The organism is Amycolatopsis sp. NPDC003731 (assembly GCF_053586895.1).
This window is the reverse complement of record NZ_JBSFNC010000026.1, coordinates 22,530-47,582: the sequence shown is the minus strand read 5'-3', so window position 1 is coordinate 47,582 and position 25,053 is coordinate 22,530. Positions and strand designations below refer to the sequence as shown.

Here is a 25,053-nt window from a genome sequence, read left to right as displayed (position 1 = left end):
GCGGGTTTCTCCTCAGTTTCTGCGGGCCGCGAGCTCGGCGAGCATCGCGTTGTAGGCGTCGAAGTCGCCCTCGCCGTGACGGTCGGCGCGACGGGCCTTGCGTTCGTCGTCGCGCGCCCACTGCACGAGCAGCGCGACGACCAGCACCACCATCGGGATCTCCCCGCTCGCCCAGGCGATCCCGCCGCCGAGCCGCTGATCGGCCAGGAGGTCACCGGCCCACGGCAGGGCGAGGTAGTGGTAGTAGGTGGCGGCGATCAGGGTCTGCTTGCTCATCAGGAGCACGCCGAAGAAGGCGTGGAACGGCATCACCGCGAAGAGCATCCCGAGCCGGGCCAGGTGCGGCAGCGGCCGCGGCGTCCGGTCGGCACCGACCGCGACCCACGCGAACAGGTAGCCCGTCACCAGGAAGTGCAGCTTCATCAGCTGGTGCGCCCAGTGGTAGAGCATCGCCTGGCCGAACAGGTCCGAGAAGTACAGCACGTAGAACGATCCGGTGAACAGGATCGCCGCGACCGCCGGGTGCGCGAAGAACCGCGTCACCGGGGCGTGCAGCAGCGCGACCACCCACTCGCGGGCACCGGGAACGTCGCCGCGGGCCGGAAGGGCGCGCAGGGCGAGCGTGACCGGCCCGCCGAGCACCAGCAGCACCGGCGCGAACATGTTCAGCGCCATGTGCGTGACCATGTGCAGGCTGAACGTCCCCGGCGCGTAGACCCCGAGCCCGGACGACGTGACGGCCACGACGATCGCCCACCCGGCGAGCCAGGCCGCCACGCGGCCGGGCGGCCAGTGGTCACCGCGGCGCCGCAGCCGCCGGACGCCGAGCAGGTAGGCCGTCACCGCGATCAGGGCGAGCGGAACGAACAGCAGGTCCGGCCGCCAGGCCCCGAGCAGCCGGGCGAGGGTCCGGGGTGCGTCGAGGTCGTAGCCGAGGACGGTTTCCGGCACGGTCGCCGGGTGGTTCACGAACGACGGCGGCACGAGCAGGGTCAGCGCCGCCGAGCCGCCGGTGCCCAGGGCCAGCAGGAGCAGTTCCGCCACGGCCGGCCGGAGACCCGTCCGGCGCCGGCGCCACCCGGCGATGCCGAACCCGGCGGCGAGCAGCAGGACGGTCTCGATCGCGAGGGCGAGCCCGTAGCGGCTCACCAGCCCGTCGGGGCGGGCGAGCGCGAAGCCGGAAACCGCGCCCGACACGACCGTCACCACGAAGCAGGTCAGCGACAGCCGGTGGTAACGCCGCCGGACGAGATCCGCGGGTCCGCGGCGAAGCCGGGCCAGCAGGGCCACCGACGCACCGAGCCACGCACTCGCGGCGGGCACGTGCCAGAACATCGCGTTGGTCGCGATGTCGTGCCCGGCGCCGACGGAGACGTGTCCCACGGCCACCAGCGGCAGCAACCCCACCCCGGCGACCGCCGCCGCGGCGACGACGGTGCGCCAGGCCATCGCCGGCCAGGCCAGCGCCGTCGCCACCGCCGCCGCGGCCACGACGCACAGCCAGGCCTTCGGTTCTTCGGTGGCGCTGAAGGTGGGCAGGAACACCTCGGGCCGCAGGACGCGGGACACCGGCAGGCCCGCGGCGACCGCCGTCGAGAACGGCACCGCGACCACCGCGGCGGCCAGCCAGCAGGCCGCACAGCCGGCGGCGAACCGGCTCGCCGCGAAGGCGTCCGCCGACAACGAGCCGCCCCGGCGGCCCGGCGCCACGAACGCGGCGAACACCAGGCCGCCGAAGCACCCGGCCGCGGCCACGTCGGCGGCGAACCGGACGACCGCGAACCCGTAGGTGGTCAACGGCCCCGGATCGGCGTTGCCCAAGGGCGCGTACACGTCGCCAGCGGTGGCGACGACGAGCAGCACCAAGGCGAGCCCGGCCACCACCGCCGTCACGACCGCGGCGCGGAACCGGGACGTCGTCACCCCTCAGCCGTCGGACCGGACCCGGCCGCGGTTCCCGGCTGTGAGCCACCCCACAGTCCACTGAGGACAATCACGCCATGGTCAACAGCATCAGCGCCATGCCCAGCGCCATCACGCCGTTCGCGCCGCTGCCGAGGCTGCGCAGCGGCGGCCGGGACACCCGCGCCTCGTCGATCGCCCGGGCCAGGAACACCAGCCCGGCCACGGCGAACACGGCCACGAGCACCAGCGCGACGGTCGTGACGTCCGCGGGCGTGCTCCCGGCGACGCCGGACACGGACATCGACATCCCGGCGTGGCCCGGCATCTCCATCGTCCCGCCGGGCCCGGCCAGGCCGGCCATCGCCCGCGGCATCACGAACACCATCCACGCCATCGCCGCCATCATCACGACGTGGTAGAATGCCGCCCGGCGGCCGCCGTGGTCCCCGTGCGACGCCCCGGTGACCGCCACGCCCACGAACCAGACCGCGGCCAAGGCGAAGAACACCGTCTGCGGCCAGCGGGCGAAGCTCATCGTCGCCGGCCACGCCATCGCGACCATCGCCACGCACATCACGACGTGCAGCACGTCGCCGGTGCGCTCCCCCGCGGTCCGGTCCTGCAGGCACCGGTAGGCGCAGAACGCCCCGGTCAGCGCGAACAGGACCGTCACGATCCAGCGCAGGCCTTCCGCGGTGATCATGCCGCCGCCTTCCGCCGCCGGGCCTCGAGCAGGCCGTCCACGATGAGGAAACCCAGCAGCGACAGGCCGAACAGCGGCAGGTAGTAGCCGACGACGGCGACCACGACCAGCGCCGGGGCCAGCGCCCGCCCCGGGATCTTCCGCCACGTGGCCCGGGCCGGTGGCCGTCCGGCGCGGGCTTCCCCGCGCGTCGGCCGGCGCAGCCACCACATCCGGTAGCCCCAGCCGATCACCGCGATCAGCGCGACCGCCAGCAGCGTCAGCACGATCTGGTTCCAGATGCCGAAGAGGAAGCCCATGTGGGCGTCGATCCCCCATTTGCTCAGCTTCGCCGCGAGGTTGTAGTCGGCGAACCGCAGCGTGTCGGTGACGGTCCCGGTCGCCGGGTCGACAGCCATCGAATCGGCCCGCGTCGGCCAGCTGCGGCCCGTCTGCGCGACGACGTAGCCCTTGCCGGGCCCGGCCGGCGGCCGCACTTCGACCGGACCGGTCAGCCCGGCCCGCACCGTCGCTTCGCGAGCGCCGTCGAAACCGATGTCCCGGCCGCTCGACGCGGGCACGGTCGCGGACACCGACGGAGTGGTCCAGTCCAGCTGCGTACGTAGCTCGCTGATGCTGTTCCCGGCGTACTCCGACCACGTCAAGCCGGTGGCCGAGAGGAACAGCAGCCCGATCGCCAGGACCAGGCCGGTCCGGCCGTGCCAGGTCAGCAGCTTGGCGCGCCGGCCGGCGGCGGCCCGCTTGCGGCGGACCCGCCCGAACCAGAGCGCCAGCCCGGCCAGCACGACCACCCACAGCCAGCTGGCCGCGAGTTCGCTGTACAGCCGCCCGAAGTCGCCGAGGTGCAGGCTGCGGTGCAGGACGTCGATCCAGGCGCGCACCGGCATCGCCTGGCCGGAGCCGTAGGTTTCCAGCTGGCCGCGGACGTCGCCGGTGTGCGGGTCGACGAAGACCGTCCAGTGGAAGCTGGGCTCCAGGCCGGGACGGTTGAAGATCACCTGGGTCGTGTCGGTCGGGGTGAGCCCGGGACGGACACCGGTGAGGGTGCCGTCGGGCACGAGGGCCTTCGCCGCCGCGGCCTGCTGGTCCAGCGGAACCGTGGCGGCCGCGGCCGGGACGTGCAGTTCGTGGTCGTAGACCGCTTGTTCCACCTGCGGCGCCCACACGTAGGCGAGTCCGGTGATCGCGGCGACGAGCAGGAACGGTCCGATGAAGACACCCGCGTAGAAGTGCAGGCGCAGCAGCAGCGGCCGGATCCCGGCCCAGCCGAGCCGAGGCTCGGCCGGGCTTTCCCGCTCCGGCGTGAGCTTTTCCGCGTTCTGATCGATCGACATCCGGCTCCCTTCGTCCACCGCCCCGGTGAAAGAGTCGGCCCGGGAACGCCGCTGGTTCCCGGCAACCGGGTGACCCGGCTCACCGCCTCCACACCCGGGTGGCCACGGCGTCGAGCAACGGGCCGACCAGAGACTTGGTTTCCCTCCTGAGGCTCCGGGATCGCCGCCGGCCCGCTCAGCCCGCCGGGGCGAGCACCGCGTCCAGGACGCCGGATTTCACGTCGGCGACGAGCACCGCCAGCTGTTCGCGGCTCATCTCGATCCGCTGCCCGAAGTCGTCGGTGATCACCACCTCGCGTTCCGCGGGCGCACCGTCGGCCAGGAACAGCTCCGGGCACCCGCAGTTGCACTGGCCGCAGAACGTCGCGACGTGCCGCAGGCCGGAACCACGTTCGGACATGGTGATCAGCTCCTCGTCGGTCGATCCCCTCACTCGGTAGTCGGCCGGCGGGCGGCTTCGGTTCCCGCGGGTTTCCGGCCGCGCGGCCGCGCGGCTCCCGGCATCAGGCCGCGTGCCGGCCGGTGGGGCACTGCGAACCCCACGCCCGCTGCGACCAGTCACCGAACCGAACTGCGCCGAACCACACGAAGTCGCCCAGCCCCCGGCATCACGCCGCGTGCCGGCCGGTGGGCCGCTGCGGGAACCGGCGCCGCTGCGGCCGGTCGCCCGACCCCAGCTCGGGAGCGTCCGAAGCGCTCGCGCCCGCAGCACCCGGCGCCGGGAGCCGGTCGGCCGACGGGGGTGCGGTCTGCCGCGTGTGCTGCCTGCGCACCGCGAACAGCAACGCGACCCCCACGACCACCAGCCCGTGCGACGCGACCCGGTCGAACGCCACCTGCCCGGTCGACAGATCGACCCCCGACACGAGACCGAGCACCACCACGAACCCACCCAGCGCGGGCAGCAACCCCGACGCGGTCGCCGGGCGCAGCGCGGCCCACAGCAATCCGATCCCGACCGCGACGTTCCAGGCCGCGCTCTCGTTGCCCAGGTGCACCGCCGCGGCGAGCCCGCCGTGACCCGCGTGCCCGACGTCCGCGCCCAGCAGCTCGGCCAGCCCGAGCCCGCTCTGCACCAGGGCGACCAGGCCGAGCGCCAGCCGCAGGCCCCACCGCTGCGGCTGCGGCGCGGGCACCTCGGCCAGGATCCGGGCCGTCAGGTCGGGGACCTGTGGCGCCTCCCGGACCAGCGTCAACCGCCGCAGCGCCATCGCGCGCTCCTGCCAGGCCCGGCACTCCGGGCACCCGGCCAGGTGCCGGTCGAGCAGTTCGTCCGGTACCGCCGGCTGCTCGCCGTCGATCCGGGCCGAAATCGATTCGCGCAGTTCGGAGCAGTCCACACCCCAATAGTCGCCCACCGGGCGGTCCCGGTTCCCGCGGGTGTCGGCTACCGTGTCCGATCGTGACTTCCGGCAGGGACCGCGACGACGAGCGGATCACCGCGCTCGCCTTGGCCGCCGTCCGCGGTGACCAGGGTGCCTTCGAGGCGTGGGTGCGGGCGACGCAGGCCGACGTGTGGCGGTTCGTGGCGCACCTCACCGACCCGACCACCGCCGACGACCTCACCCAGGAGACCTACGTCCGCGCCGTCACGGCGCTGCCCCGGTTCGCCGGCCGCTCCTCCTCCCGCACCTGGCTGCTGTCCATCGCCCGCCGCGTCGTGGTCGACCACTTCCGCGCCCGCTCGGTCCGCCCGCGCTCGTCCGGCCAGGAGTGGGAAGCGGCCGCCGAAACCGCATCCGCGCGCCGCACCGGCCGCGGCTTCGAGGACCTCGTCGAGCTGGGCCTGCTGCTCGACGACCTCGACCCGCAGCGCCGGGAGGCCCTCGTGCTCACCCAGGTCCTCGGGTACTCCTACGCCGAAGCCGCCGAGATCTGCGACTGTCCGATCGGGACGGTCCGGTCCCGCGTCGCCCGGGCCCGCGAAGACCTCCTCGCCGCCCGCGACGAACGGGACAACGCCGTCTGAGCCCGTTCGGCTCCACCCGCGGTCCGGAGCCGGGGAACCCGGAAGGCCGGTGGTGGCAAAGAGGGGCATGACATCGTTGCGTGCCGTGGGAGACAGCGATCCGCCGGTGGCCGGGTTGCCGGGCTCGGACGCGGAGCTGGTGGCCGGGAACGCCGAGCAGTTCGGCGTGTTGTTCGATCGGTACGCGGGGGTGTTGCACCGGTACTGCGCCGGCCGGGTCGGGGCCGAGGTGGCGGAGGACGTCGTCGCCGACGTGTTCTGCGTGGCGTTCAAGCAGCGGGATCGGTACGACGCCGGCCGGGTGAACGCCCTGCCCTGGTTGTACGGGATCGCCACCAACCTCTTGCGGCGCCGGTGGCGGCAGGAGGTCGCGCGGTACCGCGCCATGGCGAAGGTGGTGCCGCCCCTTGCCGGAGGTGATGAGCCCGCGCAGCGGGCCGTCGAGCGCACCGATGCCGCCGAGTACGTGCGGCTGATCACTTCGGCTCTCGAACAGATGCCGCGTCGCCAGCGGGACGTGCTGCTGCTCTTCGCGCTGGCGGACCTGGACTACGCCGAGATCGCCGCCGCTCTCGGGATTCCGGTCGGGACGGTGCGGTCCGCGCTGCACCGGGCCAGGAAACGGCTGCGTGACGTCCTTCCCGCCCATGCCGATGTATCCGCGTCCCAGGAGATGACCTCGTGAGCACCCAGCAAGCACGGGACGAGATCGACCTGCTCCGGTCCGTCCTCGACACCCCTCCCCCGGACGACCTCAGCCGCGCCCGGATGCGCGCCCGGGCGCTCCGGTCGATGCAGGCCCCGCCGGCACCCCGCCATCGGAAGCGCGTGGTGCTCGTCGCCGCGTCGGTCACGCTCGTCGCGGGACTGGGCATCGCCATCGCGGTGCAGCCGACCGGCGGCGACACCCCCTCGGCCGCGCTGCCGACCGGCGGCGGCCCCGCCCCCGCACCGCTCGTCGGCGCGGACACCCCGGCTCAGGAGGCACTGATCACGCTCGCGGCGCACACCGGCGACCTCCGGCCGCTGGCGGTCCGGCCCGGCCAGTTCGTGTACTCGCACACGCGCGGTCAGGCCGTGACCGGGATCCCGGTGGGCGCGGCCGGCGAGGCCCAGGTGGTCACGGAGACCGAGACCAGGACGTGGTTCGCCGCGGACGGGCTGCGGACGGTCCGCATGGAGATGGCGATGAACCTCGACGCACACCCGTCGACGGACGAGGACGCGCGCAAGCTCGCCGCCGGCGGCCGGTCCCTGCCACGGCCGCACACCCAGGTGTACCCGAACCCGAACGGCGGTCCGAAGGAACAGCTGCCGATCAGCCAGCCGACGGCACCGGGCGTCGACCACCCCACGCTGTCCTGGGTGGCGGGTCTGCCCACCGACCCGGAGCGGCTGCTGGCCGTGTTCCGCGCCGCCGCGGGCACGAGCACCAAGCACGACAGCGACTACCTGACGTTCAAGACCGCCGCCAGCTTCGCCGCCCGTGCCGACGCCCTGCTCACGCCCGCGGTCCGCGCGGCGCTGTACCGGGCCATCGCCCTGCTGCCGGGCATCGAGCGGGTCGCCGGCCAGGTCGACGTGACCGGCCGCGCCGGCGTGGCCATCGGGCGGAACGCGGAGGGCTTCCGCTCCGAGCTCATCCTCGACCCGGCGACCTCCCGGGTGATCGGCACCAGGATGGTCGCGACGGACGGGGCCGACTGGCCGGCCGGGACCGTGATCGCCTGGTCCAGCACCGACCAGGTGGTCGTCGACTCGGTGGGGGCGACCTCGTGACGCGTCGGAGCGGACGCCTCGGCCACGCGGCACTGGCGGTCGTCACGGCGCTGGCCGTCGTGGTTTCGCCGCCGGCCGCGTCCGCGAACGGCAGCGCCGTCGCCGCACCGGCGCCGCCGGCCGGGAAGACCGTCACCCTCGTGACCGGCGACCGGGTGACGCTCACCGGCCGGGACGACGTCCGGGTCAGACCCGCGCCGGGCCGCGAGCACGTCGGTTTCGAGCAGCGGATCGACGAGAACGGCCACAGCGTCGTAGTGCCTCACGACGTCGCCGCGCTCGTCGCGAGCGGGCAGCTCGACCCACGGCTGTTCGACATCTCGTCACTGGTCGAAGCCGGCTACCACGACGAAGCCCGGCGGGATCTGCCGCTGGTGGTCACCCACCCCGGCGGCGGCCAACGCGCCGGGCTCGCGGCCGTCGCCGGCGGCCGCGAGCTGCCCAGCATCAGCGCCACCGCCATCCGCCCGGCCAAGGACGCGCTGGCCTCGGTGTGGGCGGCCCTGGACGCCGGCGGCGGGACGACGCTGTCGCCCGGTGTCCGGCGGGTGGCGCTCGACGGCCCGGTGCGGGTCGACCTGGAGCACAGCGTGCCGCAGATCGGTGCGCCGCAGGCCTGGCAGGCCGGGTACACCGGCCGCGGGACGACCGTCGCCGTCCTCGACACCGGCATCGACGCCACCCACCCGGACCTCGCCGACGCGATGGCCGGGACCAGGGACTTCACCGGAAGCCCCAGCGGCAGCGACGACCGGGTCGGGCACGGCACGCACGTCGCGTCGATCATCACCGGCAGCGGGGCCGCCTCGGCGGGCCGGTTCCGGGGCGTCGCTCCCGATACCCGGCTCCTGGTGGGGAAGGTGCTCGACGACAACGGCAACGGCACCGAGTCCACGGTCGTCGCGGGCATGGAATGGGCGGCCGCGCAGGGGGCCGACGTCGTCGCGATGAGCCTCGGCGGGTCGGTGGCCCCCGGCAAGGACTCGAGCGTGGACGTCCTGGCGGAGGCGGTGAACCGGCTCACCGCGCAGTCGGGCGCGCTGTTCGTGGTCTCCGCCGGGAACAAGGGCCCGCGCGGCGGGTCGGTCGGCACCCCCGGTGTCGCGGACGCCGCGTTGACGGTCGGGGCGGTGGACGGCGACGACGCGCTCGCCGAGTTCTCCGGCCGCGGCCCGCGCGCCGGCGACGGCGCCGTCAAACCGGACATCACCGCGCCGGGGGTGGGCATCGTCGCCGCCCGCGCGAAGAACGGCCACCTCGGGACACCCGTCGACGACGCGTACACGGCCATGTCCGGTACCTCGATGGCGGCACCGCACGTGGCCGGCGCGGCGGCGATCCTCGCCGGGATGCACCCGGACTGGGACCCGGCGCGGCTGAAGTCCGCGCTGATGGGCAGTGCCGCGCCCCGCGACGGGCTGACGGTGTACGAGCAGGGCGCCGGCCGGGTCGACGTCGCGAGGGCGGTCGGCCAGCCCGTGTCGGCCACGCCGGCGAGCGTGTCCCTCGGCCTGGCAAGGTGGCCGCACGGGGACGACGAACCACTCCCGACGGTCCTCACCTACCGGAACACCGGCACCACCCCGGTCACCCTGGACCTGGCCGTGGCCGTGCGTGACGCGGCCGGGCAACCGGCGCCCGCCGGGATGTTCACCGTGGCGCCGCGCACCCTCGAGGTACCCGCGGGCGGGCAGGCCACCGCCACGCTGACCGCGAACACCTCGGTCGACGGCCCGGACGGCACCTACGGCGGCACGGTCGTCGCCACCGGTGCCGGGAACGTGGTCCGCACCCCGCTCGGTGTCCAGCGGGAGGCCGAGAGCCACGACGTCGAGCTCGACTTCCTCGACTGGCAGGGAAACCCCGCACAGGTCGCCGACTACCGCTTCGTCGGCCTCGACCGGCCGGCGGCGTACCTGGCCACCGTGACGACCGGGTCGGCCGTCGTCCGGCTGCCACCCGGCCGGTACTTCTTCCACGCCACCGTCCTCGGCCGGAACGCCGGCAACGAGCTGATCAGGGCGCTGTTCGCCGAGCCGGAGATCACCGTCACCGGGGACACCAGGATGGCGATCGACGCCCGGGACGCCGGACCGGTCGGCATGACGGTCGACCGGCCGGACGCCGGCGACTCCGAGACGATCCAGTCGTTCCTGCGCACGACGTCCTACGGCGAGACGGGCTTCCGCACCTTCGGTTCGTTCGACGACGTGTGGGTGCGCCCCTCGGCCACGAGCGCACCCGAGTTCACGTTCACCGCGGAGGGCCTGTTCGCCCGGCGCGACGGGCAGGGCGGCTTCACCGGCAGTCCGTACCTGTACCACCTCCGGTGGGCGGAGCGGGGCCGCGTGCCGGCCGAGCTCGTGCGGCACTTCGCCGATCGCGACCTCGCCGCCGTGCGGTCCACGCACGCCGCAAGCGGCGGCAGCGGGGAGACCGGCGAACGCGACTACACGGTGCGGGCGCCGCTTCCGTTCACGCTGCAGGAGTTCTACAGCCCCGACACGCCCTGGGAGCGTTTCTTCGGCAAGCCCGTGGGAAAGCAGCAGTACGAGTGGCTCACGCAGACCGTGCCGAGGACGTTCCGGCGGGGCGAGATCGTTTCCGAACGCTGGAACACCGGGGTGCTCGGGCCGGCTTTCCCGCCGTATCCCGGGTCTCCGGCGCAATGGGCGGGCCGGACCGGCAACACGGTGTACGTCGACCTGTGGCCGTTCAGCGACCCATCTTCCGGCCACTATGGACAGTCGGTGATCGATTCCGCCGAAACCGTGCTGTACCGGGGAGACGAGCGGATCGGCAGCCGGCCTTGGGCGGGCTACAGCGAGTTCGACGTGCCACCGGAGGAGAGCACGTACCGGTTGCACAGCGAGTCGGTGCGGGCAGGCTCGGCCGAGCTGTCCACGAAGGTCATCGCGGACCGGACGTTCCGGTCGGGCACCGTGCCGGGAACCGAGGCGCGGCCCCTCCCCCTGATGGCGGTGCGGTTCACGCCGTGGCTGGACGACCACAACCGCGCGCCGGGTGGCGTCCCGTTTCTCGTTCCGGTGCGGGTGGAGCACACCGGCCAGCACGCCCGCATCACCTCGTTGTCGGTCCGGGTGTCCTATGACGACGGCGCCACCTGGCAGACCGCGCCGCTGCACCGCGGCGACGGGCAGTGGCTCGCCGCCTTGCGGCACCCGTCCGGGGCCGCCTTCGTCTCGCTGCGGGCCACCGCGACCGACGACGCGGGCAACACCGTCGACCAGACGATCATCCGGGGGTACCGGCTGAGGTAGCCGGACGGCAGCCGTCGGCCCCGCTCACGCGAAGTGAGCGGGGCCGGGTGGCAGCGCGCTCGGCGTAGCGGGTGGCCAGGTGACGGAACGGATCGAGGCGGGCGAAGCAGCGTTCGCCCCCCTTGCGCTGCCGATAGACCTCGGCAGCGGAGGCGCGTGGCCGCCCGCCGCGGGAGCCTCTGGCGGCGCGGCGAGCGATCTGGTCATCGCGTTCCGGGCTGATGAAGGTGATCCGCCGGTCCAACGGCTGGACCAGGACACGCCCTAGAAACCTTCGAACAAGGCGACTGCCTGCTCGTAGTCCCCGTCGCGGAACGCCTTCGGCGGCAGGATGAAGTGCACGTAGCCGCCATCGCCGAGGTCGTGGTGGCCGATGGTGATGAGGTGGCGGTACGGCTCCTCCAGCTGGGGGAAGCTGTTCTCCAGGTGCGGCCAGCCGAACGCCTGGTCGGGCGAAAAGGACACGCCCTCGTACTGGTACAGGCCCTGCTCCCGCTCACAGAACTCGAGCCAGGGGTCGCCGAGGCGGTCCGAAGCCGCCCAGCCGGGCATCGACCGGTAGTGGAGGGAGTCTTCCGTCTCTCCGCCGTAGTCCACCGTGTCGAGGACCGGGTCGTAGGACACTCCGCGCATCGACGGCAGCGTCACCACCGGTACCGCGGAGAACGGCTCCGGGGCGTGGATCGAGGCCGGCGCGGGTGCTGCCCGCTCGATCGCCCGTGCCGGGTCCGCGGGGATGATCCGGCAGCAGCGCGGGTCGTCCAGGTCCAGGAGAGGCGCGCCCGCGAGCACGTACCCGCGCTGGACGTCCGGCTCGAAGAAGAAGATGTTCAGCAGCCCGTCGGGCGGGCGCTCGTCACCGAGCCAGGAGCCGAGCGCGTCGACGTCCAGGACGGCGAACAGGCTGAGCGGAACGCCGTGGTGCTCGGGCCACGGCGTGCCGGGGTCCAGCAACGCCGGACCGCCCCACCGGCCGAGACCGGCCGCGGGGCGGCCCGGCTGCACCGGACGCAGCCCGAAGCCGGGTTCCGCCAGGGCCGCGACCTGGGTCCCGACGTGCTCGCCCAGGTGCTCGACGCACAGCTCCCGCACCCTCGCGCAGGCTTCCGCGAAGCTCACCGGCGCACCCTCCGGCGGTAGCGGACCAGGCTCGTGAGGACCAGGGCGAACAGGGCCAGCGCGAGGCCGCCCACCACGAAGGAGATGACGGCGGTCGTTCGGGTGTCGCCGTTGTGCTCGGGGTCGCCGGGGTCGTAGTTGATCTCGAAGCGGTCCCCGACGTGGGCGTCGTAGGGAATGGCCCGTTCGGTGTGGTAGGTCCGGGCGCCGACGGTGAAGACCGCGTCGCCGGTGCTGCAGGCGTTGCCCGGCGTCGCGGTGTGGCAGGCGACGACCGTCGCGGTGGTGGACGCGGGCTCGCTGGGCGCCTGCTGCCACTTGACCACGCCGATCGCGAGCAGAGCCACCGCCAGACCGCCGCACAGCACCGCGGCGACGACGAAGGCCGGCCAGTTGAAGCGTTCGGGCCGGCGCCGGGACGGCCCCGGGCGACGCTTGCGGCTCTGGTTCACCGGTCCACGATGTCATGCCCCGCTCGCGCCCGGCGGTGCTCCCCCGGGTGGCGTAATCCGTCAGTTTCTGCCCGGAGTGCGCCGCGACGGTGTTAACTTCCGTCCGTCATCCGCTGCCCGAGCGAGGTGTTCGAGTCACAGTGACACTGCACACGGACAAGTTCGCCGCCTACCTGCGCATGCTGAAAGACCGCAGTGGGCTGGGCTATGAACGGCTGGGCAAGCAGGCCGGGGCCAGTGGCTCCAGCCTGCACCGGTACTGCTCCGGCAAGAGCGTCCCCGCCGACTACCGCGTCGTCCACTCGTTCGGCAAGGTCTGCGGCGCCTCCCCGGCGGAACTGCGGGAACTGCACCAGCTGTGGGCCCTGGCCGACGCCGGCCGCGTCGGCGAAGCCGAGCAGGCCGGGCCCGGCGAGGAGGCCGCGCCGCCACGCCGGCGGCGCGCCTACCCCGCGACGGCCATCGCGGTCGTGGTGCTGCTGGCGGCCGGTCTGGTCTGGCTCACCGCCGACGCGTCCCCACCGGCGACCGGCCGGTACGCCGATCGGATGCTGTTCTCCCCGGGGTGCCGGCCGCCGGTCAGCATGGGGCAGCACGACGAGTGCGTCACCGAGGTGCAGAACCTGCTGGTCGCGGCCCAGGGGCGGCTCTCGGTCGACGGCTCGTTCGGGCCGGAGACGCTGCGCCGGGTCACCGCGTTCCAGGTGCTGGCGGGCCTGCCCGCCCGCGGGGTGGTCGACGAGGCCACCAAGACCGCGCTGTACGACCGCCGGACCAGCATGGCGACCTGGCCGGCGGCCATGGTGGAGCAGCGGGTCCGGGCCGTGTTCACCGAAGTGCCGGACACCGCGGTCGCCATCGCGCGCTGTGCCTCGTTCCTCGATCCGCTCTGGGTGCTACCCAACACGAACGGCAGCCGCAACTGGGGCGTCTTCCAGATTTCCGACGCCCGCCTGCTGGAGCTGGGCGGCTCGCCGCGGCAGGCGTTCGACCCCGTCTGGAACATCGATGCGGCACACCGCCTGTGGAGCGTGCGCCACGACTTCCACGACTGGCCGGCCTGCTCGGCGGCGCTGACGGACGCCAAGCCGCGCTGAACACGGCCGGGGGCCGGGAATCCCCAGGTCTCCCGGCGCCCGGCCGCCGGATCAGACGGTGCCGTTCTCCCACCACCACGACCGGCCGAGGTCGGCCCGGCTGTCCACGTGCTGGTGGTCGGTGTTGTAGGTCTCCAGTCCGGAGAACCCGCACGTCTCGGCCTTCTGGTAGACGGTCTTGTTGGCCACGCCCGGCACGTTCAGGTCGGCCGCGGTGCCGTACAGGTGCATGCTGTCGCTCGCGCCGCCGATCTCGGCGTTGTGCGCGATGCTGCGGAACCCGGAGTTCACCGTGATCGGCTTGTTCCCGAGCTTCTTGCGCAGCGCCTCCAGCTTGTACATGCAACGCCGGGCGTTCTCCTTGGCGGTGGCCGCGCTGACCTTGCCGCCGTTGAAGGTGCCGCTGTCGCGGTCGGTGAACTCGCTGAAGTTGAAGTGGACGGTGGACCCGTCGCTCTGCTCCAGCGCGTTGAGCGCGGCCTGGGTGGCCGGACCGACCTGGGCGTCCGCGCCGAGGCCGTAGGCCGCCTGGAACCGGCGGACGGCCGCCGCGGTGCCGGGCCCGAACTCGCCGTCGATCGAGACGCGGCTCTGGGCGGCGTGGTCGGCCGCCCAGCCGGCGACCCGGATCTGGAGCTCGGTGACGTCGGCGCCCGTGCTGCCCTCCTTCAGCGTGCGGGACCACGGGTAGGCCTGGGCGGTGCCGGTCAGCAGCAGCGGGCTCACGGCGGCGGCCGCGCCGAGCACCACCGCGCCGCGGAGCACCGAACGGCGGCTCATGGGGAGACTCATTCTCGTCCTTTCCTAGCGGGGATTCAGCGGTTGGCGAGCTGGTCGAGGTCGGCCTGGGTGCCGTTGAAGACGTCGCCGGTGGCCGGCGCGGGGATGCCGGAGGGGATGGCCGCGTCGGTGTACTGCCACATCAGCCAGGTCTTCGAGCCGGCGGGCAGCGCGGGCTGGGTGACGGACTGCCGGTAGTCCGCGAGCTGCATCGGGTAGGCCGAAAACGCCGTGGTGCCGCCCAGGCACGCGTCCAGGAACGACTTCTGGGTGTAGATGATCGGGGTCCGGCCGAACGCCGCCTGGACCTTGTCCAGCCACGCCTTGGCGTCGGCGACGGTCACGTGCGGCGGGCAGCCGCCGGAGCCGTCGTCCTTCCACTCCAGGTCGAACACGGGCGGCAGGTCACCGGCGCGCCGGCCGGTGTACCCGGTGGCCTTCACGGCGGCGATGAACCGGTCGGCCTGCGCGCCGCCGGTGCCGGCCGTGGTGCCCGTGTAGAAGTGGTACGGCCCCACGGCCAGGCCCGCGTTGCGCGCGGCGGGCAGGTCGGTGGCCAGGTAGTCGTCGGTGACGTTCAGGCCGCGCGTCGCTTTGACGGTCGCGAACTCGACTCCGGACGCCTTCACCGCGTTCCAGTCGATCGGCGCGCCCCCGGGGTGCTGGTACTTCGCCGTGTCGACGCCGTCGATCGGGTGCCCGGCGGGCTTCGGCGGCGTGCAGTAGGTGTTGCGGCCGGACCAGTCGGTGACCTTCGCCCAGGTGGTGGGCCCGGCGATGCCGTCGGCACTGGCGTTGACGCAGTGCTGGAACTGGATCACCCGGGTGCGGGTGCCGTCGCCGAACTGCCCGTCGATCGTCAGCGGCGGGTAGTGCCCCGGCTCCATGGCGAGGTTGAGCCGGCACTGCAGTTCCTCGACGTCGGTGCCGCTGGAGCCGCTCTGCAGGGTCGGGCGGGCGGTGGACAGGCCGCACACGACGCTCTGCGCGGCGCTGGCGGTGCCCTGGGTGGCGCACTGGCGCGGCCGCGCGGCCCAGGAGTTGAGCGCGGCCCAGGTGTTCGGCCCGATCCGGCCGTCCACACTCAGGGCGGCGCACTTCTGGAACACGCGGACCCGGGCGTCGGTCGCCGGGCCGAAGGAGCCGTCCGCGCCGATGGGCGTGTACCGGCTCGCCTTGGTCGCCAGGTTCAGTTCGCACTGCGCCTCGGCGACCGCGGCGCCGGTCGCCCCTTGTGCCAGGGTGGGCTGGCTGCTGGTGTGCCCGCACACCGCAACGGGTTCGGCCGCGACCGCGGCTGCGGCGGGGAACACCAGCAGCACCGCGACGGCCAGAGCGAGTCTTTGCATGGCGAGAAGGCTGGCAGCGGCCGGGCCGCCGATCGCCCTCCGGCGGCCGACCCGGGACGCCGGGACGATCCCACCCCGCCGGACCAGCGGGAACGCCCCGCCCCTGGGACGCGGCGGGGACGCCGAGCCGGCTCAGCCCCGCGGCACGCCGAGCGAGCGACCGGCCGCCGCGACGCCTGCGCGCTCACCCCGGACTGCCGCCGCAGTGGTCCACGAGTTCATGGGCGCGCCGGCGACGGGCGCCCGGACCGGCGCGAAATCCCCGGCGGCCGCGTCGCCCGGGACACCCGACGCGGTGCTGCCCGCCGGGCGGCAAGGCCACCTCGGCGCCGGTCTGCCAGAGGGCCGGCGCGCCCAGCGGGGTCTTCACCAGCAGCGCGGCCGGGAGGCAATACCACACCGCACCGACGTGCACGCTGCCGAACAGGGGCGTGGTCCACACCTGGTCTTCGAAGCCGAACTGGACGCGCATGCCGTCGAGGTACGGCCGCGGCAGCGGCAGGTCGGCGAGCGACCGCAGGCCTTCGACGGCGGGCAGGCCCGGCGGCCGCGTCGCCCGGGACACCCGACGCGGTGCTGCCCGCCAGGCGGCAAGGCCACCTGACCTCTGCCGCCGCGGCGAGCGCCCCTCGCAGACGAACCCCGTCAACGCCCGTCGTTGAGCTCACCGATGCTGCGGCGCACGGCAGCACGCAACGCCGGCTCGCGCGTCTCGGCGGCACTGGCCGTCGCCACGTGACCGCCGGTGACCGGGCCGGCCACCGGGAAGACGCGCTCCTCGCCGGGCAGGGGCACGCCCGGGCAGGTGACCGAGCCCGGCCGGGAGTTCGCCGTCAGGAAGACGTTGACCATGCCGTCGACGCACGGGTTGCCGCCCAGGGCGTACTGGCCGTGGAACGCGGCGTCGTCGACCGACACCAGCGGGACCCCGGCGGCGCGGACCGCCGAACGTGCCTGCTCGTAGCCGGTCTGCGGGTCGAACTCGCCCTGGACCACCAGCACGTTCGCCGCCGCTTCGGGCGGCAGCCCGGCCAGGGCCTGCCGGGGCCGGTCGGACCAGAACCCGCACGGCTCGGTCAGCCCGTAGGCCCAGCCGAAGATCGGGTACTGCGGGCCCTGGCGGTCGGACAGGCGCCGGTACCACCCGGCGGACTTGGTCGGCTGGTCTCCGCACGCCACCGCGTAGCGCGTCCCGGAAACCTTGCGGTAGTCCGGTTCCGCCGCCGCCAGCCCGGCGGCGACGTCGGCGCTGGTCAGCTGGGCCACCCGCTTGCCGAACACGGCCGTCGACCAGGTGTCCAGCTGCCCGGCCAGCGCCGCCGGGGGCTGGACCGGCTTGCCGTCCAGCTCCCCCGCGCCGGCGACGAGCACGGCGGCCACGAGGATCCAGCGGATTTCGTTGCCGTTGCCGACGAACAGGGCGTCGAACTGGTCCGGGGCGACGCCGTGCCCGGCGTAGAACCCGCGCAGCCGCTCGATCTTCAGCTTCACTTCGGCCGGCGAGGCGCCCAGCTGGTCGGGGAACTGCCGGGCCAGCCACGGCACGAAGACCTCGTCGGTCTGCCGCTGCCCGATCTTCGGGAACGCCTCGAAGTCGGCCTGGAGCCGGCCTTCGAAGTCGACGCTGGAGTCGAGCACCACCTTGCCCGCGCGGGCCGGGAACAACGACGCGTACTTGGCGCCGAGCCAGGTGCCGTAGGAGTACCCGAGGTAGTTCAGCTTCTCGTCCCCGAGCAGGGTCCGGATCAGGTCCATGTCGTGCGCGGTCTGCCACGTCGTGATGAACGGCGCGACCGCGTCGCTCTGGCACGCCTCCGCGATCGCCCGCGGCGTCTTCTGGTGCTCGGCGATGCTCGCCGCCGAGCGGTCCCGCGCGTCGAGCGGTCCCTGCGGCAGCCGTCCCGCCGGTACCTGGCAGACGAACCCGGCGTCGGTGGTCCCTTCGTGCCCGGTGCCGCGCGGGTCCATGCCGATGATGTCGTACCGCTCGTTCACGCTCGGCTCGAGGCCGGCCAGCGCACCCGCGAGGGAACTCCCCTGCCCGCCGGGACCACCCGGGTTCACCAGCAGTGCGCCGAGACGTTCGCCCGTCGCCGCGACGCGGCTGACGGACACGCTCAGGTCCACTCCGGAATCCGGGTTCGCCCAGTCCCGCGGCACGGTGATCACCGCGCATTCGGCCGGTTTCGCCCCGGCGGTGACGGGGAACGGGCACGCTCCCCAGGTCAGCTCCTGGCCGGTGTAGCGGTCCGGCGTGGCCGCGGCGGCGGTGCCCGCGGGAACCGCCGCCGCCAGCACGACGGTGACCAGAAACCGGCTCGCTGTCTTGTTTTTCACGTGACGCCCCTCGTCCGGGTGAATGATCAACCCGGAGTATGGCGCGCTTTCCCGGCGCCGGGATCAACCGAAAGTACGAGGACCGGCCCGCACCACGAGGGTTCGCGCCACCAGGTCGCCGATCCGCTGCCGCCGCCGGGAAACCGCGATGCTGACGACGGCCACCAGCCCGAGCAGCAACCCGTCGACCGTCATCAGCAACCACCGGATCACGTAGGCGCGCGCCTTGGGCGGCCCGCCGCGCAGGGTTTCCACCCGCAGCCCCATGACCAGCATGCCCGGGGTGACCCCGCCGCGGCGCAACGGGATCCAGATCTGGATCACCGCGTCACAGGCGTAGTTCACCGCGAAGAACGTGATGACCGGACCCCACAGGATCACCTTCGGCGGCACCCATCCCCACCGCAGCAAGGGAATCACGACGAGGCCGGCCGCGAGCGCGGCGAACACCCCCACCCCGGTGGCGAGCGCCTGGTCCAGCACCGCTTGCACCACCCGGCGTCCCGCCATCCGCAGCCGCTCCGGCAGTTCTCCGGTCGAGTCCCGCCCCCCGGTCGAGGTCATCCCAGCAATCCCCGCTGCCACGCCCAGACGGCGATCTCCGTGCGGTTCCGGAGTTCGAGCTTGCGCTGCACGCTCGCCAGGTGCGTCTTGACCGTCGAGAGGGAGACGCGCAGGTCGTCGGCGATCTCCGCGTTGGTCCGGCCGCGCGCGACCGCGAGCACCACATCGGACTCGCGGTCGGTCAGCAGGCCCGGTGTCCCCTGCGCGCGCTGCCGCGCCTTTTCGGTGAACCGGGCCAGCAGGCGCACGGTCACCGACGGCGACACCATCGCCTCGCCGCCGGCCGCCGCGCGGACCGCGTCCACCAGCAGCTGCGGGCCGGCGTCCTTGAGCAGGAACCCGCTGGCGCCGCCGAGCAGGGCGGCGTAGACGTTCTCGTCCGCGTCGTAGGTCGTCACCACCACCACGCGCAGCGGTTGTGCGACTCCCGGCCCGGCCAGCAGTTCGGTGGCCCGCAGACCGTCCACTTTGGGCATCCGGATGTCCATCAGCGTGACGTCCGGCCGCAGCTGCCGCGCCAGCCGGACCGCGGTCTCCCCGTCGGCGGCTTCGGCGATCACCTCGATGTCCGGCGCGGCGTCCAGCACCAGCCGGAACCCGGTGCGCACCAGCACCTGGTCGTCGGCGACGAGCACCCGGATGGTCATCAGAGCCCCCTCGGCAAGGCGTCGAAGGGCGCGTCCTCGCCGGCGAGCGGGAGCCGTGCGGCGACCCGCCAGCGCGCCCCGGGTTCGGGCCCGGCGGTCAGGCTGCCGCCGAGCATGGTGAGCCGCTCGGTCATGCCGATGATCCCGAACCCGCCGGGTGCGGCGCGGACCGGCGCGGCGACCCCGTCGTTGCGCACTTCGAGCACGAGCTCGTCGGCCTCGACGCGCACGGAGACGACCACCTCGGTCGCGCCCGGCGCGTGCCGGCGGGCGTTGGTCAGCGCTTCGGTCACGACGCGGTGGACGGTCGTGGCCACCTGGGACGGCACCGGCAACTGGTCCAGTTCCTCGGCGATGTCCACGCGGGCGACGGAGCCGGCGGCCGCGCGCACCGCGTCGCCGAGGGCGGCGCCGGACAGCAGAGGGACGTCCCGGGTGTCCCGCAACATCCCGACCAGCCGGCGCGCGGCGGCCAGCGCCGCACCGCCGGCTTCCTCGATCTCGCGGTACACCGCCGCGTGCCCGCCGACGTCCGCGTTCGCCTCGGCGATCGCCCGGGCGGCCTGCACGCGGACGACGATCCCGCTGACGTGGTGGGACACCAGGTCGTGCAGTTCCCGGGCCAGCTGCAGGCGTTCCTGGCTGCGCACCCGGTCCAGCGCGGCCCGCTGCCGGGCGTCCGCCGCCCGCAGGATCAACCCGACACCGAGGCAGGCGCCCCAGTACGCCGCGGCCGCCACCGCCAGCAGCGTCTCCGGCTCGTCGGCGCCGTAGCGGAGCAGGGGCGCGGCGATCATCACCGCGCCGAGGGCCGGCGCCAGCGCGGCCGCGTGCCTCGGTTCGAGCTTGCGGCCGGCGGCGGCCGTGAGCAGCCCGGCGGCCACGATCTCGGCGAACGGCGGCTGGCTCCGGGCGTGCGCGGTGACCACCACGACCGTGCTGAGCGCCGACAGCGCGGCGACGACGCTCCCCAGCACGCCGATGTGGCGGGGGAAGCGCCGCCGCAGCACGGCCAGCACCGGGATCGCCGTCCCCGTGGAAGCCAGGAGCCCGGTGAGCGGCGCCGCCCAGCCCCCGCTCCCGCCGGGGACGCGCAGCACCAGCACCACGTCGGCGACGATCGCCGCGACCAGCACGGCGAGCTCGGTGCCGAGCATGCCGCGCCGGGCCCGTGCCCCCGCTCTGCGCATGGCCGTCATGATCTCGCGCCCCGGCTCAGCCCGCGCGCCGAACCCCGGCGATGTAGCGGTTGGACGGCGTCAGGTAGCTGAGCACCGTCGCGACGACGGCCACCCCGCAGCTCAGGTAGCCCGCCCACGACGGTTCGGTGGTGAGCAGCGACGCCGCCTGCAGCAGGGTGAAGACGGTCAGCGTGACGCGGGCCCAGTTGCGGCCGGCCTTGAGCTTGAACGACAGCCACAGGTAGACCAGCGCGATGACCACGGCGATGGCGATCGGCACGGCCTGCGCGACCAGCGTGAGCCGGTCGAGCTGCTCCGGCGCCAGCGTGGGGTTGGTCCGCCGCAGAGCCGCCGCGATTTCGTCGCGCGCGCCGAGGATGAGCAGCCCGCCGGCGATCGCGGACACGGTGGACACCAGGAAGCCGAAGAAGGCGGCGATGATCGTGCTGGGCGGGTTTTCCCGCGCGGTTTCGGTAGTCATACCGGGAAGTTAGGACGCACCGCGCCCCCGCACCGGTCGAAGCGAGCTCGTCTCGTACTTTCGGCCGAGGCGGGGAGTGCCCGCGCGGCGCCGTCTCCCCTAGGTTCGGGGGATGCGGCAATTCGCTGACGTCGAAGAGCTGTCGGAGCTCGTCCGGGAGACGCTGGGCGCGGGCTGCCGCGTGATCGCCGTCGACCGGCTGCGCGGCGGGACCAAGAAGGGGGTGTACCGGTTCCGCCTCGACGGCACCGGCACGGCCGGCGTGATCGTCTACCGCTGGGCCGACGCGGAGAACTTCTGGCCCGGCGAACGGGGAACCGACCCGGCCGACCCGTTCGCGCCGGCCTCGGGCCTGGCCCCGTTCCTGGCCGCGCAGCGGAGCATGGCCGGGCTCGGGGTGCGGGTGCCGCGGGTGCACCGGGTGGACGACAGCCGGAGCCGCTACCCCGCGGACGTCGCCGTGGTCGAGGACGTTTCCGGTGGCACGCTCGAGGCCCTCTTCGAAACCGATCGCGCGCGTGCCGCGAAGGCCCTGGGCGCACTCGCCGGGGCGCTCCAGGTGATGCACCGGCACCGGAGCCGGCATCCCGGCCGGGTCGGCCTGCCGGACCGGGCCGAGGTCTCCTGCGAGCGGCGGGTACTGGACCGTGCGCTGCGGCACGTCGACGAGGCGGCGGAGCGCGACGCACGCATCGCGGCAGCCGGCGGCGCGCTGCGGGACCGCCTGCGGGAGTTGGCCGGCCGGGTGCCTCCTCGCGCCGAGTACGGGCTGATCCACGGGGAACTCGGTCCCGACCACGTCCTGATCGACGCCGGCGGGCACCCCGTGCTGATCGACATCGAGGGCCTGATGCACTTCGACGTCGAGTGGGAGCACGTCTTCCTCCGGCTCCGCTTCGGCGAGCACTACCCCGCGCTGGCCCAGCCCGGCCTGGACCCGCGGCGGCTCGACCTCTACCTGCTCGCGATGCACCTGTCCCTGGTGGCCGGCCCCCTGCGGCTGCTCGACGGGGACTTCCCGGATCGTGCGCTCATGCACGGGATCGCCGAGCACAACGCGAACGAGGCGCTGGCACTCCTGCGGCGTCCGGTGTAGCACCCGTCGCTCCGCCCGACCGGCCGGGTTCCGCAAGACTGCAGTGCGACTGCAGTGCACACTGCCAGGCTCCCCGTCGACAGCAGGTCGATCTTGACGAGGGGACACGCACGATGGGCAAGACGTGGATCAGGGGAATCGCGGTGGCCGCGGCCGCGGCGGCGTTGCCGATGGTGCTGGCCGGCCAGGCCGGAGCGACGACGACCGCGTTCCCCAACGACTCGTGGGACATCAGCAACGACGTCTCCCCGGTCGGGCTGAGTTCCGGCGGGGTCATCTGGAGCAATCGGAGCGCCGTCCTGCAGGGCAGCGTGGAGGACTTCGGCGGCAACTTCGCCACCAGGGTCTACTTCACCGCGTACGCCGGTGACACGAAGGTCGACGGCGACGGGCGCACCGCGGGCCCCGGCAAGACGGTGCCGTTCAAGTTCTCCATCGGCGATCCCGACCGGGTCGGCGGGTTCGACCGCCTCTCCATCCAGGTGTGCGAGCTCGGCCTGGACGGGCCGCAACTCTGCAGCCCCGGCGTCAACCTGCACCGGGACGACCTCGGCGAACGCCGGGTCTGGCGCCCGTAGCCGATCCCCACCAGGTGTACCGAGCCGAGCCGAAGGAAGAAACTGCCATGAAAACCCGGACCATCCTCGCCGGCGCGCTGCTGAGCGCCGCGGCCGTGGTGACGACCGCGGCGCCCGCCTCCGCGGCGACGAACCCGTACACCCCGGCGGAGGTGTGCGGCAGCGGCTACAGCGTCATCTCCTCGAAGCCGGCCAAAACCGACGCCGGACGCGAGTACGGCGGCGTCTACCTGCTCTACAAGTCCGGCGGCTACAACTGCGTCGTGACCATCAAGTGGACGTCCATCGGGGTGGCCACCGACACGATGGCCGCGCTGTACCGGGACTCCGAGGACCACAGCCGGAACCTGATCGACCAGGGGAACTTCAAGTACTACGCGGTCGTGCGCGGCTACGCGCCCGACTGCATCAGCTACGCGGGCTGGGTCGGCGACGCCGTCGCCACCAGCGGGTGGGGTTGGTGCGACTGAACGCTCACGCGGCAGATTCGCCGTCACGAGCGATCCGAATCCCACGTACGAAGGCCGCCGGGTGCTGAAGGCTCTTCGGGGTCGGCGCGGCCCGGGCCGTTCTCGCTGCCTGCGGGAGTGGGTCCGGTGGCGCGCCGACCACCAGGGGCGGCGCACCGCCCGACTCCGGCGCGAAAAACTGAAAGTTTCAGCGGAAAAAGCCTCCTCGGCGGCACCTGTGTTAGCGTTCACACTTCCACCGTCACTGCCGATGGGGGTTCCGTTGCCGCACGCGCAAGCACGCCGAGTCAAGCGCCCGCTGAGTCCTCTGTGGACGGTCTGCGCACTGATCGCCGCCCTCTTCTCCCTCGCGACGCCGTCGAGCGCCGCCGCCGCGCCGGCGCCGATCACCAAGCCGCCGATGGGCTGGAACTCCTGGAACTCCTTCGCCGGGGCGATCGACCACACCGTCATCGAGCAGCAGGCGGACGCGCTCGTGTCCTCCGGCATGAAGGACGCGGGCTACGAGTACGTCAACATCGACGACGGCTGGTGGACCGGCAGCCGCGACGCGAGCGGCAACATCACCGTCGACACCGCGAAGTGGCCGGGCGGGATGTCCGCCATCACCGCCTACATCCACAGCAAGGGCCTGAAGGCGGGCATCTACACCGACGCCGGCCGCAACGGCTGCGGCTACTACTACCCCACCGGGCACCCCGCCTACCCCGGCACCGGCGCCGAGGGCCACTACGACCAGGACTTCCTCCAGTTCTCGCGCTGGGGCTTCGACTACGTGAAGGTCGACTGGTGCGGCGGCAACGCCGAAGGCCTCAACGCGCGCACCGCCTACACCCAGATCAGCGACTCCATCTCGCGCGCCACCGCCCAGACCGGCCGCCCGATGACCTTCTCCGTCTGCGAATGGGGCGGCAACCAGCCCTGGAACTGGGCGCCCGGCATCGCCAACCTGTGGCGCACCAGCGGCGACATCATCTACTGGGGCGAGCGGCCCTCGATGTCGAAGATGCTGGCCAACTTCGACGCCGCACAGCACCCCAGCGCGCAGAGTCCCGGCCACTACAACGATCCCGACATGCTCATCGCCGGCCTGCCCGGCTTCTCCGACGCGCAGAACCGCACCCACCTGAGCCTCTGGGCGATCTCCGGCGCCCCCCTGATCGCGGGCAACAAGCCCAGCGACATGAGCGCGGCCACCCGCGCGACGCTGACCAACCGCGAGATGATCGCCATCGACCAGGACTCGCTCGGCCGTCAGGGCACCAAGGTCGCCTAGGACGCCTCGGGCCTGCAGGTCTACCAGAAGGTGCTGTCCGGCACCGGCCGCCGGGCCGTCGTCCTGCTCAACCGCACCGGCTCGGCCGCCACCATCACCGCCCGGTGGTCGGCGCTGGGCCTGTCGGGCTCGGCGGTCGTCCGGGACGTCTGGGCCGGCGCCGACCGCGGCACCTTCACCTCGAGCTACGCCACTTCGGTCCCGGCCGGCGAGGCGGTCCTGCTCACGATCACCGGCACCGACGGCACGCCCCCGGCCGGCGGCGGGCCGATCACCGGCAAGCAGTCCGGCCGCTGCCTCGACGTGCCCAACGCGACCACGGCGAACGGCACCCAGGTGCAGCTGCTGGACTGCCAGGGCGGCCCGGGGCAGACCTGGACCCGCACGGCGAGCCGCCAGCTGACGGTCTACGGCAACAAGTGCCTCGACGCATCCGGCCAGGGCACCGCCAACGGGACGGCGGTGGTCATCTGGGACTGCAACGGCCAGGCCAACCAGCAGTGGACGGTCAACACGAACGGCACGATCACCGGCGTCCAGTCGAACCTCTGCCTGGACGCCAGCGGCCAGGGCACCGCGAACGGCACCAAGGTGCTCCTCTGGGCGTGCAACGGCCAAGCGAACCAGCAGTGGACCGCACCCGCGGCGTGAGCGT

At 73.4% G+C, this 25,053-nt stretch carries 26 protein-coding genes; 11 read left to right on the top strand and 15 right to left on the bottom strand.

Annotated features, from left to right (window positions below; translation table 11 throughout):
* Positions 1-12: 12 nt before the first annotated feature.
* The 5 genes from ACWDN5_RS13860 to ACWDN5_RS13840 all read right to left on the bottom strand — a co-directional run bounded on the left by ACWDN5_RS13860 (position 13) and on the right by ACWDN5_RS13840 (position 5,282).
* Positions 13-1,923 carry a cytochrome c oxidase assembly protein gene (locus ACWDN5_RS13860; RefSeq protein WP_449676536.1) on the bottom strand — a complete coding sequence of 637 codons (1,911 nt, stop codon included), beginning with the start codon at positions 1,921-1,923 and terminating at the stop codon, positions 13-15.
* 70 nt (positions 1,924-1,993) lie between these two features.
* Positions 1,994-2,608: a DUF5134 domain-containing protein gene (locus tag ACWDN5_RS13855; RefSeq protein ID WP_449676535.1), complete on the bottom strand. Its 615-nt coding sequence runs from the start codon at positions 2,606-2,608 to the stop codon at positions 1,994-1,996.
* Positions 2,605-3,942, bottom strand: coding sequence for a PepSY-associated TM helix domain-containing protein (locus ACWDN5_RS13850; protein ID WP_449676534.1), 1,338 nt, complete (start codon positions 3,940-3,942; stop codon positions 2,605-2,607). The genes ACWDN5_RS13855 and ACWDN5_RS13850 overlap by 4 nt, the downstream gene beginning before the upstream one ends.
* Positions 3,943-4,117: 175 nt before the next feature.
* Positions 4,118-4,342 (bottom strand): hypothetical protein, encoded by a 225-nt coding sequence (locus tag ACWDN5_RS13845; protein ID WP_310970135.1) that lies wholly within the window; start codon positions 4,340-4,342, stop codon positions 4,118-4,120.
* A 208-nt stretch (positions 4,343-4,550) separates the two neighbouring features.
* Entirely contained in the window at positions 4,551-5,282 is a 732-nt protein-coding gene (locus tag ACWDN5_RS13840; protein WP_449676533.1) for a zf-HC2 domain-containing protein, read from the bottom strand.
* Between the two features lie 62 nt (positions 5,283-5,344).
* On the opposite strand from ACWDN5_RS13840, the gene sigC reads away from it, so the two are divergent.
* The 5 genes from sigC to ACWDN5_RS13815 all read left to right on the top strand — a co-directional run bounded on the left by sigC (position 5,345) and on the right by ACWDN5_RS13815 (position 11,239).
* Positions 5,345-5,911, top strand: a complete 567-nt coding sequence (sigC, locus tag ACWDN5_RS13835; protein WP_449676532.1) for an RNA polymerase sigma factor SigC — start codon at positions 5,345-5,347, stop codon at positions 5,909-5,911.
* 67 nt (positions 5,912-5,978) lie between these two features.
* Positions 5,979-6,596 carry an RNA polymerase sigma factor gene (locus ACWDN5_RS13830; protein ID WP_310970132.1) on the top strand — a complete coding sequence of 206 codons (618 nt, stop codon included), beginning with the start codon at positions 5,979-5,981 and terminating at the stop codon, positions 6,594-6,596.
* Positions 6,593-7,690, top strand: coding sequence for a CU044_5270 family protein (locus ACWDN5_RS13825; RefSeq protein WP_449676531.1), 1,098 nt, complete (start codon positions 6,593-6,595; stop codon positions 7,688-7,690). Before ACWDN5_RS13830 ends, ACWDN5_RS13825 begins: the two co-directional genes overlap by 4 nt.
* Positions 7,687-10,971, top strand: a complete 3,285-nt coding sequence (locus ACWDN5_RS13820; protein ID WP_449676530.1) for a S8 family serine peptidase — start codon at positions 7,687-7,689, stop codon at positions 10,969-10,971. The genes ACWDN5_RS13825 and ACWDN5_RS13820 overlap by 4 nt, the downstream gene beginning before the upstream one ends.
* Positions 10,972-11,050: 79 nt before the next feature.
* On the top strand, positions 11,051-11,239 hold the full coding sequence (locus tag ACWDN5_RS13815; RefSeq protein WP_449676529.1) for a hypothetical protein: 189 nt from the start codon (positions 11,051-11,053) through the stop codon (positions 11,237-11,239).
* Here the strand turns inward: ACWDN5_RS13815 and ACWDN5_RS13810 are convergent.
* Positions 11,236-12,090 (bottom strand): DUF1963 domain-containing protein, encoded by an 855-nt coding sequence (locus tag ACWDN5_RS13810; protein ID WP_310970127.1) that lies wholly within the window; start codon positions 12,088-12,090, stop codon positions 11,236-11,238. The two genes, ACWDN5_RS13815 and ACWDN5_RS13810, sit on opposite strands and share 4 nt — an antisense overlap.
* Positions 12,087-12,542: a hypothetical protein gene (locus ACWDN5_RS13805; protein WP_449676528.1), complete on the bottom strand. Its 456-nt coding sequence runs from the start codon at positions 12,540-12,542 to the stop codon at positions 12,087-12,089. Before ACWDN5_RS13805 ends, ACWDN5_RS13810 begins: the two co-directional genes overlap by 4 nt.
* Before the next feature lie 140 nt (positions 12,543-12,682).
* Here ACWDN5_RS13805 and ACWDN5_RS13800 point away from each other — a divergent pair, with 140 nt between their 5' ends.
* The gene (locus ACWDN5_RS13800) at positions 12,683-13,639 is read left to right on the top strand and encodes a helix-turn-helix domain-containing protein (protein ID WP_449676527.1); all 957 of its coding nucleotides are present in this window, start codon (positions 12,683-12,685) and stop codon (positions 13,637-13,639) included.
* Positions 13,640-13,690: 51 nt separating this feature from the next.
* On the opposite strand, the gene ACWDN5_RS13795 is transcribed toward ACWDN5_RS13800, so the two are convergent.
* The 8 genes from ACWDN5_RS13795 to ACWDN5_RS13760 form a co-directional block, all read right to left on the bottom strand.
* Positions 13,691-14,431, bottom strand: a complete 741-nt coding sequence (locus ACWDN5_RS13795) for a D-Ala-D-Ala carboxypeptidase family metallohydrolase (protein ID WP_310970122.1) — start codon at positions 14,429-14,431, stop codon at positions 13,691-13,693.
* Between the two features lie 23 nt (positions 14,432-14,454).
* Positions 14,455-15,768 carry a GH25 family lysozyme gene (locus ACWDN5_RS13790; RefSeq protein ID WP_449676526.1) on the bottom strand — a complete coding sequence of 438 codons (1,314 nt, stop codon included), beginning with the start codon at positions 15,766-15,768 and terminating at the stop codon, positions 14,455-14,457.
* Between the two features lie 184 nt (positions 15,769-15,952).
* Positions 15,953-16,333: a hypothetical protein gene (locus tag ACWDN5_RS13785; RefSeq protein ID WP_449676525.1), complete on the bottom strand. Its 381-nt coding sequence runs from the start codon at positions 16,331-16,333 to the stop codon at positions 15,953-15,955.
* A gap of 80 nt (positions 16,334-16,413) precedes the next feature.
* Entirely contained in the window at positions 16,414-18,105 is a 1,692-nt protein-coding gene (locus ACWDN5_RS13780) for an alpha/beta fold hydrolase (protein ID WP_449676524.1), read from the bottom strand.
* Positions 18,106-18,168: 63 nt separating this feature from the next.
* Positions 18,169-18,669 carry an RDD family protein gene (locus ACWDN5_RS13775; RefSeq protein WP_449676523.1) on the bottom strand — a complete coding sequence of 167 codons (501 nt, stop codon included), beginning with the start codon at positions 18,667-18,669 and terminating at the stop codon, positions 18,169-18,171.
* The gene (locus ACWDN5_RS13770) at positions 18,666-19,316 is read right to left on the bottom strand and encodes a response regulator transcription factor (RefSeq protein WP_310970117.1); all 651 of its coding nucleotides are present in this window, start codon (positions 19,314-19,316) and stop codon (positions 18,666-18,668) included. The genes ACWDN5_RS13775 and ACWDN5_RS13770 overlap by 4 nt, the downstream gene beginning before the upstream one ends.
* The gene (locus ACWDN5_RS13765) at positions 19,316-20,506 is read right to left on the bottom strand and encodes a sensor histidine kinase (RefSeq protein WP_449676522.1); all 1,191 of its coding nucleotides are present in this window, start codon (positions 20,504-20,506) and stop codon (positions 19,316-19,318) included. The genes ACWDN5_RS13770 and ACWDN5_RS13765 overlap by 1 nt, the downstream gene beginning before the upstream one ends.
* 25 nt (positions 20,507-20,531) lie before the next feature.
* Positions 20,532-20,978 (bottom strand): hypothetical protein, encoded by a 447-nt coding sequence (locus tag ACWDN5_RS13760; protein WP_310970114.1) that lies wholly within the window; start codon positions 20,976-20,978, stop codon positions 20,532-20,534.
* A gap of 112 nt (positions 20,979-21,090) precedes the next feature.
* Between ACWDN5_RS13760 and ACWDN5_RS13755 the strand changes: the two genes are divergently transcribed.
* The 5 genes from ACWDN5_RS13755 (at position 21,091) to ACWDN5_RS13735 (ending at position 25,049) form a co-directional block, all read left to right on the top strand.
* Positions 21,091-22,074: a phosphotransferase family protein gene (locus ACWDN5_RS13755; protein WP_449676521.1), complete on the top strand. Its 984-nt coding sequence runs from the start codon at positions 21,091-21,093 to the stop codon at positions 22,072-22,074.
* Positions 22,075-22,187: 113 nt separating this feature from the next.
* Positions 22,188-22,652: a hypothetical protein gene (locus ACWDN5_RS13750; protein WP_310970112.1), complete on the top strand. Its 465-nt coding sequence runs from the start codon at positions 22,188-22,190 to the stop codon at positions 22,650-22,652.
* Between the two features lie 47 nt (positions 22,653-22,699).
* A complete protein-coding gene (locus tag ACWDN5_RS13745; RefSeq protein WP_449676520.1) occupies positions 22,700-23,122 on the top strand; it encodes a hypothetical protein in 423 nt (140 codons plus the stop codon).
* A 250-nt stretch (positions 23,123-23,372) separates the two neighbouring features.
* The gene (locus ACWDN5_RS13740) at positions 23,373-24,398 is read left to right on the top strand and encodes a glycoside hydrolase family 27 protein (RefSeq protein WP_449676519.1); all 1,026 of its coding nucleotides are present in this window, start codon (positions 23,373-23,375) and stop codon (positions 24,396-24,398) included.
* Positions 24,399-24,410: 12 nt separating this feature from the next.
* Positions 24,411-25,049, top strand: a complete 639-nt coding sequence (locus ACWDN5_RS13735; RefSeq protein ID WP_449676570.1) for an RICIN domain-containing protein — start codon at positions 24,411-24,413, stop codon at positions 25,047-25,049.
* The last annotated feature ends 4 nt before the right edge of the window (positions 25,050-25,053 follow it).